General features: G+C 43.5%; 12 protein-coding genes. 10 read left to right on the top strand and 2 right to left on the bottom strand.

Features of this window, described 5'->3' with window-relative positions; genetic code table 11:
- Positions 1 to 141: 141 nt before the first annotated feature.
- A complete protein-coding gene (locus tag MHI15_RS07165) occupies positions 142 to 4716 on the bottom strand; it encodes a S8 family serine peptidase (RefSeq protein WP_341164279.1) in 4575 nt (1524 codons plus the stop codon).
- Positions 4717 to 4999: 283 nt separating this feature from the next.
- Between MHI15_RS07165 and MHI15_RS07160 the strand changes: the two genes are divergently transcribed.
- From MHI15_RS07160 to MHI15_RS07145, 4 genes are all read left to right on the top strand, one after another.
- The gene (locus MHI15_RS07160) at positions 5000 to 5359 is read left to right on the top strand and encodes a hypothetical protein (protein WP_340011057.1); all 360 of its coding nucleotides are present in this window, start codon (positions 5000 to 5002) and stop codon (positions 5357 to 5359) included.
- Positions 5360 to 5397: 38 nt separating this feature from the next.
- On the top strand, positions 5398 to 5577 hold the full coding sequence (locus MHI15_RS07155) for a YfhD family protein (RefSeq protein ID WP_076278801.1): 180 nt from the start codon (positions 5398 to 5400) through the stop codon (positions 5575 to 5577).
- 97 nt (positions 5578 to 5674) lie between these two features.
- A complete protein-coding gene (locus MHI15_RS07150; protein ID WP_341164278.1) occupies positions 5675 to 6049 on the top strand; it encodes a hypothetical protein in 375 nt (124 codons plus the stop codon).
- A 639-nt stretch (positions 6050 to 6688) separates the two neighbouring features.
- Positions 6689 to 7600, top strand: a complete 912-nt coding sequence (locus MHI15_RS07145; protein ID WP_341164277.1) for a methyl-accepting chemotaxis protein — start codon at positions 6689 to 6691, stop codon at positions 7598 to 7600.
- 87 nt (positions 7601 to 7687) lie between these two features.
- Here the strand turns inward: MHI15_RS07145 and MHI15_RS07140 are convergent, their stop codons facing one another.
- The gene (locus MHI15_RS07140) at positions 7688 to 7843 is read right to left on the bottom strand and encodes a hypothetical protein (protein WP_179088332.1); all 156 of its coding nucleotides are present in this window, start codon (positions 7841 to 7843) and stop codon (positions 7688 to 7690) included.
- A gap of 505 nt (positions 7844 to 8348) precedes the next feature.
- Between MHI15_RS07140 and MHI15_RS07135 the strand changes: the two genes are divergently transcribed.
- From MHI15_RS07135 to MHI15_RS07110, 6 genes are all read left to right on the top strand, one after another.
- Positions 8349 to 8909 (top strand): RNA polymerase sigma factor, encoded by a 561-nt coding sequence (locus tag MHI15_RS07135; RefSeq protein WP_076128962.1) that lies wholly within the window; start codon positions 8349 to 8351, stop codon positions 8907 to 8909.
- Entirely contained in the window at positions 8869 to 10545 is a 1677-nt protein-coding gene (locus MHI15_RS07130) for a DUF4179 domain-containing protein (protein ID WP_341164276.1), read from the top strand. Before MHI15_RS07135 ends, MHI15_RS07130 begins: the two co-directional genes overlap by 41 nt.
- 104 nt (positions 10546 to 10649) lie before the next feature.
- Entirely contained in the window at positions 10650 to 11228 is a 579-nt protein-coding gene (locus MHI15_RS07125; RefSeq protein ID WP_341164275.1) for a DNA-3-methyladenine glycosylase I, read from the top strand.
- A 209-nt stretch (positions 11229 to 11437) separates the two neighbouring features.
- Positions 11438 to 12490: a 50S ribosomal protein L11 methyltransferase gene (gene prmA / locus MHI15_RS07120; protein WP_036683907.1), complete on the top strand. Its 1053-nt coding sequence runs from the start codon at positions 11438 to 11440 to the stop codon at positions 12488 to 12490.
- Positions 12491 to 12492: 2 nt separating this feature from the next.
- On the top strand, positions 12493 to 13176 hold the full coding sequence (locus MHI15_RS07115; protein ID WP_036683904.1) for a site-2 protease family protein: 684 nt from the start codon (positions 12493 to 12495) through the stop codon (positions 13174 to 13176).
- Positions 13177 to 13355: 179 nt separating this feature from the next.
- Positions 13356 to 14120, top strand: a complete 765-nt coding sequence (locus tag MHI15_RS07110; protein WP_341164274.1) for an RsmE family RNA methyltransferase — start codon at positions 13356 to 13358, stop codon at positions 14118 to 14120.

Genomic DNA, 14120 nt, shown 5'->3' with positions numbered 1-14120 from the left:
AAAAGTCGCATAAATCAGCGTTTAAGTGCAACTGTGTCCGATAGTTGCCTCGTATACGCCGCAGATGTGACCTTAAGACGAGAAAGCCCCAGCAGCCAAATGGCTGCTGGGGCTTTCTTTGAGAGTTCAACTAGATACTGTTTAAGAACGTAGGTCCTCAAACACACGGCTCAGAATGGTTGCTGCTTGTGCACGAGTCAGAGTGCCTTGTGGATTGAAGTTGTCCGCACCAACGCCCTTGAGATAACCTTTGCTTACAGCATAGGCTACGGCGTTACGTGCTTCTGCAGCGATGTTGTCGGCATCCTTAAAGCTCAAAGGAGTCTTAGCTACTGTAAGATCAGCGCCTAGGGCCTCAGCAATGATAAGGGCTGCTTCTTCGCGAGTCAGCACATCGCGTGAACCACTTTGTTTGATACGAGTATTCCATGTGTCACCTTTTCCGAGTAGACGGTCGAAGAGCGTTAACAGTTCCGCTTGATTTAAGGTGTCAGCAGGTTTGAAGCTGCCATCGGTTCCTTTGCCGGCAATGATGCCATGAGCAGCAAGAACTTCGATATCGCCTTTAGCCCAGTGTGTGCCGATATCCTTGAAGCTTACATTACGGGATGCCACGCTATAAGAGCCGTCGCCAGTAACTGTAAACTGTAGAATACCTTCTTTAGAGAAAGATCCAGGTTGCAGATAGGACCATTTATGATCCTTTGTTTCTGCATAGGCGGCAGTTTTTCGAGCATCACGTAGACTGCTGTCTTTTAGATTAAGCTGAAGGGTAACCGGCTTTCCGGTTGTCCAACCATTTTTGATGGTAAGAATGGAAGAACCAATATTGATCGCAGCTGAGCTTTCTGATAACACTGCTGCATCACTAGCATCAGCCAGACTTATCGTAAGCAACAAACCACTGCTGCTAATGAAATCCGGAAGGGTTGCCGCTGGAATAAGAACATTGAATCCATTACCGTTAAGGCTGAGTGCATTCTCCGATTTCTTCAACTGTTCAGCTTGCGCCGGGGTAAGCGTAATAACGACTTGGCTATACTTATTGAAATTCACATCGCTAAGATCAAGTACAGAAGTCTTATCTTTTGCATTCTGAATCGAATTTGTTAATGCAGTATCTAAGATATTAAACACCGCTGAAGCTTTACCACCAGCTGGATCGGCTGTCTCTACTAGCTTCCCGGATTTGGAAGAAGGTCCAGGAGTGGGAGTGCTGGTTGCTGTAGGTACATACGACTCAGAAGATGGAGGCGATGTAGGCGATGGTGTTGGTGTCGGTGTTGGTGTTTCTGTTTCTGTTGGATCTGGCGTTGCTGATGGTGTTGGCGTTGGCGTTGGCGTTGGCGTTGGTGTCGGTGTCGGCGTTGGTGTAGGTTTTTCAGGTGTGTTTACAGTTACACTTACTGTTCTCAAACCAGATGGGATAGTTGATGTTGTGGCATCATTCCAAATCTGGACATCATATAGCTCAAAGGAATAATCTCCTGCTGTTGCTGGTTCGAAGGTTATTTGGGCTAGTGAGCCAGAGCCGTGATAAGCACCTCCTGACAGATTGACACTATATTGTGTCAGTTTGTGGCCGTCTCCAAGATCATACGTTTGTGAATATTCTGTAAGTGGAACACTAGAGAAATGCTCCTCTTGATACGTAACCAGCTGTACGCTTGGCTGGATTACCGGTGTTTCAAGGGAATCATCGTATATGACACCGAATGAAGCCCCATAGACGCCATAAACCTCATCTGTCACGGAATAATCTAAATTAACGGTCACAGATTGTCCTACTTCAATGGTGGATGCAGAAAGAGCCGGAGTTACTGTGAAAGTACCGTCCCCTGTGCTATAAAGCAGCCGCTGAACGTAATCATCGTCGTCTGCACCATTGCCAACTTTATCGACCACATGGACTTTGTACTCATTTAGCCCCTCGTTAACAGGAACATCAATGGTAAAGGCACCGTTATTTGCAATCACACCGCCAAATTTATAAGCATTCCCATCATAATGTTTGCCTTCGGCATATACGGTAAACCAGTTTCCAATAGGGTTTGTATTAGAAATATAATAGGCCATTAGGTCATCATCAATGAAACCACTAATTTGTGCCACGCCAGGATCGGTTGGCGCTTCACGTTCATACTCCTCAATGGTGATGCCAGAAACTTGCGGCTTCTCGGTATCAATTGTGAACTCGGTCTTTTGTTTCTCGAGCAGTTGCCCATTGGGAAGCACAGGAATGATGTAGTAGTGACCATCTGCTAAAGTAGACTTGGCGGAGGTCTCCAGGTCTGTTAATGTTCCATCCCAATTTGGAACTTCGTATACACCACGATAGATCTTCTCATCGATCGCATAAACTTCACCTAAAACTGTTGCGGGAGCATCTTTTGAAGAGGCAACGAAACTTATGCCTTCCAGCTCTTCATTGACAGAAAAGGTAAAGGTGGTGTCGTCTGAGCGACCATCACCATTAGGTGAAATTTGTGGACTTTCAAAAGAGAGCTGATTAATAGGTGCTACATTAAATTGGTCACCTACAACAACGTTAAATGGCAGACGAAGGGTTTCTGTATCAGAGGTAAGTAACAGGATGCCTTCATGTGCGCCCTCTTTTGCTGTTTTAGATACATTGAGTGTAAATTGTGCATATTGATCTGCCCCTGAGGTAACGCTGTTTGGTGCAAAATCAATACTAATATCAGTAGGAGCTTCTGTCAGCCATTTGGTGGACAGGGTGTATGTTTCTCCATTCCCTTTAAAGTCCTCTACATAGACAGCTTTCGTTACAGTAACACCCTTTGGCTGTAAGCCGAAGGATAAGGAACCTGTGTAATAAGGAATTTCAACAGTACCCGGAAGACCGCTGTTAAGGATCTCACCGACTTTAGCAATGGATTTAGCGTTTATCGACTTCTCCAGATTAATTAAACCTGCACCTTGTTGGTACAAGGAGTAAGAATTCCCATCACGGTTAAAAATAGGATCAGCATTGTTCATCAGCAGAGCTTTAATTTCATTTGGCTTCAGATCAGAGTTTTTACTCAGTAACAAAGCCACAGCTCCTACAACATGTGGGGTTGCCATGCTAGTACCATTTTTTAAGCCGAAAGCATGGTCATAGTTCCCATCCCAGCTAGGGATCGTCGAGTTGATATTGACTCCGGGCGCTACAACATCAGGTTTTATTAGATAATCGGGCATCCCTGGACCCATAGAACTGAAGTTTGCTAACTGATTTACTTCAAGCGCTATATAGTAACTGATTATATCTTTAGCAGCAGCCATCTGAGTTTTTATTTTTTTGCCATCGGCTTGACTGATTCCGTAGGTAGGAATGTAATCCCCAGGCGCACCAAGGGTGGGGCTGATTTCACCAGGCTCATTATTGGCAATCAGCAAAAGCTTCGCACCAGCAGCTTTGGCATTAAGAGATTTGTCTGAGAAGCTCAGCGAGCCCCGATCAACAAGCACTACCTTATCTTTGACATCCAGATTTTTGTAATCGGAAGGACTCCCAAGACCAGCGAAAACGATCTTACTGCCAGCAATATTATCGATTAAATCTGGGGAGTAACTGGCTAATGTCCCGGGAATCTTTTTAACATCACCAATATCAAAGAAAGGGGTATTTATCGGAGTGGTAGAAGCTCCAACACTAAGCGCGAGTTGGGCACCAGCGGGTTCGCCCAGTGTTCCTGCATCAGGACCAGCGTTACCGGCGGCAACAATAACGTTCACGCCCGATTTTACGGTATTGTCTATCGCGATTGAACTCGCGGAATAGCTTTGGTTGACACTAGAGCCTAGAGAAAGGTTAATAACATCTGCTCCGTCATCGACTGCTTTCTCAATACCCGCAATTACATCCGCTGTGGAACCAGATCCATAGGGACCAAGTACGCGATACGCATACAATTCTACCTCAGGTGCCACATCTAAAATTGTCCCGGCAACGTGTGTACCATGCGAGGTTTCGTAAGGAGTACCTGCTCTTGGAGGGAAGTTAGCATCAGGGGCTGTTTCAGCCGGATCATCATCCTGATCATATACATCATAGCCACCCTTATAATTATCTTTTAACAAAGGGTGATTCTTATCAATACCAGTATCGACAACAGCTACCTGTATATCTTTGCCTGTGTAACCTAAATCATGTAGTTTGTCCGCGCCTATTAGCTTGCCGCTGTCTGAATAGGAACGTGTAACAGGTAATGTCGCTACTTCAACACTGTCTGCTAGTGCATGTACTTCTTCATTTGGATAGATAGCCGCAACGCCTGGAAGCTCTAACAGCTTGTTTACTTGATTGGCTGGCAGCGTAATGGAATACCCGTTAAAAATCTCACTGTATTCAAAACCGATATCGGCATCGATTTTCTGTGTTGAGGAAATAAAGCTTTTATGCTCTGAGATAATTTTACTGCGTTGTGAGGAGACTGAGGATCGTAAAGAATAAGTTTTTGCCTCATTTACATACACACTGACTGGTTTATTAGTCAATTCCACAATTACTGAAACTGGTGCTGAACCTTTGAGTATTCCAGCATAGTTATGAGGGGTTACACTTTGAGACTGTACATCCGTAACCAGGGTTGAAGATTCAAGGGATGAGTTCGCAAATGCAGCTGATGGAAAAAGAACAGACACAGCCAGTCCGAAGCTTGCCGCTCCAATACCGAATCTTTGAATAGAGTGTTTAAAGGTACGTTTCAAATAAGTTCATCCTCCCAAATGAATTTTTTGTATTGCAATGTGTCTGTGGTTCTCCTCCTCAAAATAAAATGTAAAAAATTATGAAAATTAAATTTATTCTACAGCTATAACTTCAAATCGAATATACAACTTTAGTACCATATTGCAGCGAAGCGTTGAGGAAAATGTCGAATTCCCAGTAGATAAGTGGAATATAAGAAAATCAGAGCATAAAACAAATGAAATTAAGACAATATAAATGAATGCAACAGATATCTGAATTTCAAGCGAGAGCGGGGATAAGATGTCGGAAAGATATATTTTGGCATATTTTAAAAGTCCAGAGGAAGCCGAAGGCGTCGCGCGCAAGCTTCGTGCACTTCGGGCCATTGAAGTTTCCATTGATCGCTTCAGTAGATATGGAGGTACCAGCTTTAGCTCAGGGGTAAATCCGGTGACAGGCAATGTGGCCAGAATGGACTCCATGACTGCTGAGTATGCACACACAGGCATACTTGCAGCTGCGGACACCAGCTCTAGCGGGATGAGTCATGGTGGTAACGGTGGTCCAACGGGGAGAGATATTTTGCTTACGGTTATTGTGCATACGGAGTCCTACGATCAGGCTCTGCGCTTAATTGAAGAAGCGGGCGGGATGGTCTGATCAGGCACTTCATTAAGTAAGAAGAAAGGAGACGAACAATGGATAGAGAGAACTCACAAATCTTCTCCAAGACGGAGAAATTGAAAATGTTATACGAAGCTAAAGCGGAGGATGTAGAATTCTCGGCGGCGGAAGCCGATTTTGATGATATTGAAGCTCAGGATCGCGCACAAGAAGCGGACAAACGTCAGCTGAATGAGATTATGAAGAAAGAATAGCAGCTAAAAAAGCTAAGGCGGATACCTCACTTTGTGGGGTATTTTTGCGTTTGGGCATGTATAATTAGGGCGAAGAGCTTAAGTGTGGGGGGAAAAGATGGATAACGTTATTTTGTGGACAGGGTTAGCCTTATTGATCGCATTATTAACCTATTTGAACCAGAAGCAGTTGTACTCTCCAAAAGTAAAACGCGCCTATCTTGAGTTGCGGGAGCTGACAAAGAAGGTTCGTATGGAGCGCTCTGAGGCGAGCGATTTGTATCGATGGGAAGCAGAATTAACCGAACTAGAGAATCATCCGAATGAACTGAATAAATTGGATGCCGAAATTAGGTTTCATCACGCATTTTTGTTATATCTTGAACGTCACTACCCTTCAGACCCAAGGATTATTGGTTTGAAGCAAGCTGCCGCATATCAGAAGGATATGGTTTTGGGGATTAAAATAAAAGATTATAAATCCAATAAGTAAGATAATTTTGAATGTGTGTACAATGGGAAAAGAAAAATATTCGTACAGGTCGCAGACAACTGTTGCATGAAGGCGAGGGTAGGCGTGGCTTGCTGCGCCGCAGTCCGGCTGGAGTGCATTTGAATCGGAGGAACTTCCATACTTTGCTACATGGGATTGAGAATGATAGGAATTTGAAAATGAAATTGAGAGTTTGAACCCTAGCTGGTATTGCAGCTGGGGTTTTTGTTATTAGATCAGTAAAAATGAACTGAGTTAGGCAATTTTTTAGCTTATAAGTAAGGTTACCGCTAAGAAGAATTTGGGGGTCTCATAGTCGACGTAGCTGTAGATATTTTTCTGTTGGAAAATGAAATTAGGGCAAACCTCCCTGAAAATCCCCTGAAAAGATAGAAAAAGGCCTGATTTCATGAGTTTTTGGGGAGTATTTCCCTAAATGATAGATCAACCTTCGAATCTTGCACATCATTAGGGATGTTTACCCTAATTATCATCACTTTCAAGTATATTAACGTCTGCAGAAGTTATAAATATTTTAAGTAATATAGCTAATATCACACTACAGATTAAGGATGTATAATTGTTCGAATATACTAGCTACGACCAATCAACTATTGAATTTTTTCAGGGGGAATTAGAATGGGGCTGGTACACTCTCAAGGAGTTACTGATGAGCTTGTTGTTAGATCTTTAGAAAGAAATTTAGCTATTATCCGGTTTGACCTTGATCGCCGGGTAGCTTATGTCAATGAAGTTTTTGCAAATTCCATGGGATATAAAAAAGATGAAATGTACGGAATGCATCATAAAGAGTTCTGTTTTCCACATTTCGCAGATAGCCCATGTTACGAACGGTTTTGGCAGGATCTTTTTACAGGGAAGAGTTTTCAGGATAAGATCGAACGAATGGATTCGAAAGGAAATGCGGTTTGGCTTGAAGCTACCTACATGCCAGTATTTGATGAAAGCAATGAACAAGTCATCGGAGTATCTAAAATAGCAACTAATATCACCCAAAGACAAAACAACATGAGTAATGTTGTCCAACGGATGCAAGAGATGGCAGACAGCTTGAATCAAAGAGCAGATTTAGGTATTGAGCGCAGTCAAGAATTATTACGAAGCATCAACAAAATCGCCGAAGTATCGATAGAAAATACACATACTCTAGCTAATCTTGAAAAGCAAGCTGTATCGATTCATAGCATCGTGCAAACGATTCGCGATATTGCTTCGCAAACGCAATTATTAGCCCTAAATGCAGCTATTGAAGCAGCTCATGCGGGGGAGTATGGCCGAGGTTTTGACGTAGTGGCAAAAGAAGTAAGAAAATTATCTTCCATGGTACAAGATTCGATCATAAAGGTACGGGATAGTGTGGATGCGATCACGCTGGAAATTGGAAAGATCTCTATAGGAACAAATCAAGTGCAAGAAAATATAGAAGATAGTCAGCAGCAGGTTCTGGTAGCGTTGGAGGATTTTTCGAAGATTGCTTCTTCTGCACAAAATCTCGACACACAAGCGCGCGAGGTTATGGATATCCTTTAATTGTTAATATGTATGTTGATAGATTGAATATCAGCAAAAAAGGGTCGGTCTCCTACTTGAAAGAGATGGACCCTTTTATTGTTGGTATTATCCGATTTTGTTAACAATCAAGGTAGGAATCATATATCTATGATTTGTGATGACTCCGTCTACAGTAACACTAACCTTAGTAACTCCGGTGTCCCCAATCGCCCCATCAGAGCCAGTCCCACCTTTAGCCCCCCGTCCCCCCAGTTGCCCCATATCCGAGTAATTCTGCTGTAGCTAATCGATGCTGGGTTACTAATTTCTCTGCACTGTCTTTACCCCAAAATGAGATTTGGATTGGATGGTCTGGCAAACTAGCAGTTGTGAAAAAAATTCGAAGGTATCAAAATCCGCAAAATAATTTTAGTTATTACCTGATTTGGCATCACATCTAGCAGATCGCCTACATATTGAATTCTCTTCATTTATGTAGTAGCCTTCGATCAGAACTGTGGAAGCAATCTGACCGCTACCATTAGCAATTTTGACAGTGACCTGTTGTGTAAGTCTTGTGTTGTCTTCTGAGTTAACATTGTTTTCTATCGGACCAGTAGTTAAAAGAGTCATTGTCCTTTAGCCATTTGCTTCATTCAGATTATTAAGCCTGTTTGATTTTCTCTATGTCTTTAAGAGTAGCGATAGTTTATGCTCAGAAAAACGAACCTTTTCCAAGGATTGGTTGTCATATAGATATCTCAGTCAAGAAAGGAGGGCGTAAAATTTGGAGAGTAACCGGGAGTTATTTGAAACCTACAATAAAGATGTATACCGGACTTGCTACTATATGGTGCATGACGCGGCGGATGCAGAGGATTTGACTCAGGATGTCTTTATTACCGTATTTCGCAGTAATCGTGAGCACGTGGAGCATATCAAGGCTTGGATTATGAAAATAACGGTCAACCATTGCCTCAATCATTTGAAACGAAAACGGACTTTACAACAGAAGATTACGGACAACCTTCATTTCTTTAATAAAACGGCAGAAACAGCTGTGGAGCAGCAGATTGAGCAGCGTGAGACGGAGGTCGAGTGGGCGCAATATATGAGCCAGGTCCCTATCAAACTTAGGATGGTGCTCACACTTAGGTATATGCATGATTTCAGTCTGGCTGAAATTTCGGATCTGCTGTCCATTCCACTTGGAACGACCAAATCTAGGCTGCATAAAGGGCTAACGGTAATGAGGAGAATCCTGCAGGAGGCTGGGGTTCAACTTGAACTAAAGGAGGGCGAAGCTTTTGAAAAAGTTAGAAAATATGCTGGAGCATCGTTTAAATGAAGATAAAGGCGTGCCTTATCCAGATTTTGAACGCATGTGGGGACGTTTAGAGCAAGAAAACAGTACAATGACTCCCCTACAACTTCGTATGGCGAATGGTAGTGGGAACAGAGGGAGAAACTGGAGTAAAATAGCTGTGGTGGCTTCATTTTCAGTACTTATTGCAGCGGCACCCGTATATGCAGCAGTGCATTATGATTGGGATAATTTGCTCCATGGAAGAGGAGGCGTTCAAGCAGCGCTGGCCCAAAATCTCGGACAACAACTGAACCAGTCAGTGACGCAGGATGGAGTAACTCTGAAGCTACATACAGCGATTGTGGATGAGAATCGGACGGTTATCTTATTCACTTTGGATGTAGGAAAACGCTTGGAAAATGAAAATTGGAATGTTAATGGAATGACTTTGAAGGGCGCAGATGGGGCGAATGGTCCTAGTGAGTTCAGTTATGTGTTATGGGATGAGAAAAATCAACATTACAACGGATATTTCGAGAGTGATTGGACACCGAAAAAGGATACTGTGAATGTGCAACTAGTTGCAGATAATCTGCAAGCCTTTAGTACACAGGAGTTAGATTTACCGCTGGATATCCAATCGCAGGAGACACAAAAGTTTCCTATTGGACAGGAAGGAATGCGCAGCATAGAGGTGAAACCTTTTACCCAAGGACAAGAAAAAATATTATTCTCTTCAGCAATCATTTTTGATCAGCCAGAAACAAAAGAATGGGCCTTTCCAAATATAGTGGCTTACAAAAACGGAACGCTCATAAATTCGCTGGCTGGAGGTGCTTTCGGTACACCGGGAGAAAACGGGGAATATACGTCCCAGCAATATTTTAAGGCGGCTGATATTTCCAGCGGAGAAGTGAATTACAAGCTGCAGTACATGAAACAAGAGAAAAAGGTTGAGGGGCCCCTAGCTTTTGATCTTCAATTAAGCAAAAAGCAGATGGAGAGCGGAACCATAAATACTTCATTGAATCTGCCGCTAGAAGAGGGCGAACCTAATTACACGCTGGAGAAAATGGTAGTGACGCCTACTCAAATTCGAATCGCTATTAGAAGTAAAGAGAAAGGCAATAATTTCCCGTATCAAAAGTCTACTCTTGAAGTAGCAGGCAAGACGCTGGAGGGCAATTTCTGGAGATCTCCAGAAGGTGAGCCGGAATTAACAGTGCTTCGTTTTGAGCGGCCAGTTGACCTTGAAATCACAGAAGAGACGCCAATTACCTTTGTTGCTAAATACAAGGTGACTCAGCACGGCAGCTATAAAATTAACAAGGACGAAAAAACACCACTTCTGTTGACGAATATATCTGATAAGAAACAGACGCTTATCCAGCAGCTTAGCGGATACCCGGTAAAATGGACGTACTATATGCAGGGTGCCGATCTTTATGTAGAGACTGAAAGTGAAGATGCTCGCTTCGGTGGAATTAACCAGACCCATATCGGACTGGGGGAAGAGCGTATTTTAGGTAAACCTCTGACCGTTAATTTCACTGGGGATGGAAACAATAAGGCCATTGATGTTTACAAGGGTTTCAAAGGTACAGAAGCTTCTATTTATATATTCTTCTATACGACTGACGATCCGGATAAAGAAACAAGAGTGCAGCTGCGGCCATAGAAAATCTTTTTTAGGGAGGAACCTTGTGTTCTTCCCTTTTTTTCGTTTACAGTGAGTAGATGCTGAGTGGACTCAGCGAGGATTAGCGTAAAGGAGAGAAAAGGATGGAAATCACTCGCTGTGCTTGGGTTAATGAGGATACTTTATATATCGCATACCATGATGAAGAGTGGGGCAAACCTCTGTATGATGACCGGAAGCTGTTTGAATTACTTATGCTCGAAGGCATGCAGGCAGGGTTAAGCTGGTACACCGTCTTAAAAAAACGGGCACATTACAGAGAGGTATTTGATGGATTTGATCCGGAAAAAATTGTGCATTATGATGAGCTGAAAATTGCTGAGCTGATGAACGATCCCGGGATTATTAGAAATCGCTTAAAGATTGATTCTATCATTCGTAATGCAAAAGTATATTTGCAAATTAGTGCGGAAACAGGCAGCTTTTCAGATTATCTCTGGAGCTTTGTGGGGGGCGCGCCTACACTTAACCATTGGAAGACACGTGCGGATGTCCCTGCTTCAACGGCTCAGTCTGACGCAATGAGTAAAGCATTAAAAAAGCGAGGCATGAAGTTTGTCGGCTCTACCATATGTTATGCTTTTATGCAGGCATCGGGGATGGTAGATGATCATTCGCTCGATTGCTTTTGCAGGAACAGCACGGGCATGGCAGAGCGTTGATCTGTAGTTTGGCGTTACCCCAAGAAGAAATGTTATACTATGAAGCGAATGCTCACAAAACTAAGTCTATGCTTACGAAGCCAGTTTTGCACGAAGTCAATCAATGAAGCTAACGCTCACAAAACTAAGCCTATGCTTTCGAAGCCAGTTTTGCACGAAGTTAATCAATGAAGCTAACGCTCACAAAACTTTAGGAGGATCACATAAAGATGTTATGGCATGAAGTGACGATACATACAACAGAAGATGCACAAGAAATGATTTCGAATTTTTTATATGAAGCAGGAGCGGGTGGGGTTTCTATTGAAGAATCCGGAACACTCAGTAAAGAACGGAATACGCGTTACGGTGAATTATACGACCAACCCTTGAATGATATCCCAGAAGGGGAAGCGGTAATCAAAGGTTATTATGCCGATTCCACGGATATGGATGCTGTTATAGAAGAACTGACTCCACGGGTAGCAGAATTGCGTGAGTACGGCATTGATCCGGGCAAATCGCTGATTTCTTGGAAAACCGTAGATGAAGACGAATGGGCGCATGCTTGGAAGCAATATTTTAAACCGCTCAGGGTATCGGAGCGTCTCACGATTAAACCAACTTGGGAGGAATATACACCTGAGAGCCCAGATGAAGCAATCATTGAGCTGGACCCTGGTATGGCATTTGGTACAGGGACTCACCCTACAACAGCTTTGTGCCTGCGTGCGCTCGAGAAGAATATTAGCGGCGGCGAAGAAGTAATCGATGTTGGTACGGGTTCAGGAATATTGGCTGTAGGTGCAATGCTGCTCGGTGCGAAATCCGTGCTGGCGTTAGATTTGGACCCTGTAGCTGTTGAAAGTGCGCGCGAGAATGTAGCACTGAATAAACTTGAAAAGTTCATTACGGTAAAAGAAAGCGACCTGCTCTCCTTGCTAGGCGGTGAAGGTGTAGCTGACACGGCTGCTGGAGAAATGTGGCCATCCGCTAGACCGGGTCACACTCTTGAGGGAACACCTGCGGAGCAAGTAACAGAGGATAGCCTCGGCGTTACACTCCCGGTGAAGATTGTAGTTGCGAATATTTTGGCAGAAATCATCGTATTGTTTACGGATGATGTGTATCGTGCACTTCAGCCAGGAGGCTTGTATATTACCTCTGGTATTTACAAGGATAAAGAAGGGCTTGTGGCTAACGCACTACAAGAGTCCGGCTTTGAGATTATGGAAGTATCCCGTGAAGAAGATTGGGTGGCATTTACAGCCGGAAAGAGGTAAAAATGGATATATTGCAAAGTATAATACGTGTAGATTTGGATCAGCTTCCTTTTCTGCTTATTACGATTTTAATTGCTTTTACAGTACATGAATTCAGTCATGCTTATTTCGCAAATAAGTTCGGTGACCCTACGGCTAGATTATTAGGACGCATGACGCTTAACCCTGCTGTACACTTCGATTTTTTTGGTATTTTACTGCTGCTGGTTGCTGGTTTCGGGTGGGCGCGTCCGGTTCCTGTAAACCGCGATAACTTTAGCCGCCCCCGTCTGATGGGAGTCATTGTGTCTGCTGCGGGCCCAATCAGTAACCTGTTACTAGGGATTATTGGTGCTTTAATATATGGGGTGCTTGCGGCAACCGGTGTATTAGAGTCGATCTCCAATGATCGCGTTTTAGAAGCAGTGTATCTGTTCTTTGGCACCTTTATTCAATGGAACTTCTTTTTATTCTTGTTCAACCTGATTCCATTGCCTCCGCTGGATGGCTACCGGATTGTGGAGGATATTGCTCCTCGCTCCATTCGGGGCAAATTACAGCAATTTGAGCAATGGGCTGTATTTATCTTTTTATTAATTCTGTTTATTCCAGGGTTACGAACCTATACCATTGATCCTCTTGGCCACTGGGCTAGTGAAATGTCGAGAACATTTGTGCAGCTATTCCTAAGAATGTTTGGCAGCTAAGGTAGGGACTGAAGTCTGGTCAACCCTGCTTAAACATTGTATTATGTAATTTGTTGAAAAATAGGATAGTTAAATTTCGCCTGATCCATAGTTATATTTCTGTAAGAAACGGGTGACGTCTTTATTAAGGCGTCTTTACCGTTTCTTCTTACTGAATTCATGAACAGGATGATGAAGAGATGCAGCGATATTTTGTTACACCGGAGCAGTTTGGTGCAGATAACGTTAGAATTGACGGGGAAGATGCAAGGCATATTGCCAAAGTCATGCGCGGTAAGGCTGGGGACAAGCTTATTGTCAGCGATGGCGTCTCCCGTGAAGCGTTAGTGGAGATTGCTCAGATCGAAATAGGGGAAGTGACAGTGAACATCCTGGAAACCCTGGAGATGACGCATGAACCGCGGATAAAAATCACAGTGGCTCAGAGCTTACCCAAGGCCGATAAGATGGAAATTGTCATTCAAAAGTGTACAGAAATTGGAGCCGTTGGTTTTATTCCTTTTCTGTCGGAGCGCACGATTGTACAATACGATGAACGCAAGGAAAGTAAGCGGCTGGACCGCTGGCGTAAAATTTGTAAAGAAGCTGCCGAGCAGGCACACCGGAACATCGTTCCGGCTGTAGGCTCACCGTTATCCTGGAAGCAGCTGCTACAGACTTTTAGTGAGTATGATGCTGTTTATTTCTGTTATGAAAAAGAAGAAGGCTTGCAGCTTCGCAGCAGTGTTGCCCCTTGGTTATCCTCGCTTTCACCGCAGGCTGGTGGGAAGGTACTGATTGTGGTAGGTCCTGAAGGGGGTTTTACACCAGAGGAATGCCAAAAGGCAGAAGAAGCTGGTGCGGTTTCCGTAGGACTAGGACGGCGTATTCTGCGCTGTGAGACAGCGGGCATGGTTGCCGCTGCTTGTATTTTATATGAATCGGGAGAAATGGGAGGAGCTTAA

The organism is Paenibacillus sp. FSL H7-0918 (assembly GCF_038007025.1).
In the GTDB taxonomy this organism is placed as follows: Bacteria; Bacillota; Bacilli; order Paenibacillales; family Paenibacillaceae; genus Paenibacillus_AQ; species Paenibacillus_AQ odorifer.
The sequence above is the reverse complement of the archived record's forward strand: the minus strand, read 5'-3'. Positions and strand labels throughout refer to the sequence as shown.

Bases quoted from the DNA above. Each gene is read 5' to 3' on its own strand.
- MHI15_RS07125 (WP_341164275.1), top strand. From the start codon at position 10,650: ATGGAAATCACTCGCTGTGCTTGGGTTAATGAGGATACTTTATATATC.
- MHI15_RS07160 (WP_340011057.1), top strand. From the start codon at position 5,000: ATGTCGGAAAGATATATTTTGGCATATTTTAAAAGTCCAGAGGAAGCC.
- MHI15_RS07140 (WP_179088332.1), bottom strand. From the start codon at position 7,843: ATGGGGCAACTGGGGGGACGGGGGGCTAAAGGTGGGACTGGCTCTGAT.
- MHI15_RS07110 (WP_341164274.1), top strand. From the start codon at position 13,356: ATGCAGCGATATTTTGTTACACCGGAGCAGTTTGGTGCAGATAACGTT.
- MHI15_RS07115 (WP_036683904.1), top strand. From the start codon at position 12,493: ATGGATATATTGCAAAGTATAATACGTGTAGATTTGGATCAGCTTCCT.
- MHI15_RS07155 (WP_076278801.1), top strand. From the start codon at position 5,398: ATGGATAGAGAGAACTCACAAATCTTCTCCAAGACGGAGAAATTGAAA.
- MHI15_RS07150 (WP_341164278.1), top strand. From the start codon at position 5,675: ATGGATAACGTTATTTTGTGGACAGGGTTAGCCTTATTGATCGCATTA.
- prmA (WP_036683907.1), top strand. From the start codon at position 11,438: ATGTTATGGCATGAAGTGACGATACATACAACAGAAGATGCACAAGAA.
- MHI15_RS07145 (WP_341164277.1), top strand. From the start codon at position 6,689: ATGGGGCTGGTACACTCTCAAGGAGTTACTGATGAGCTTGTTGTTAGA.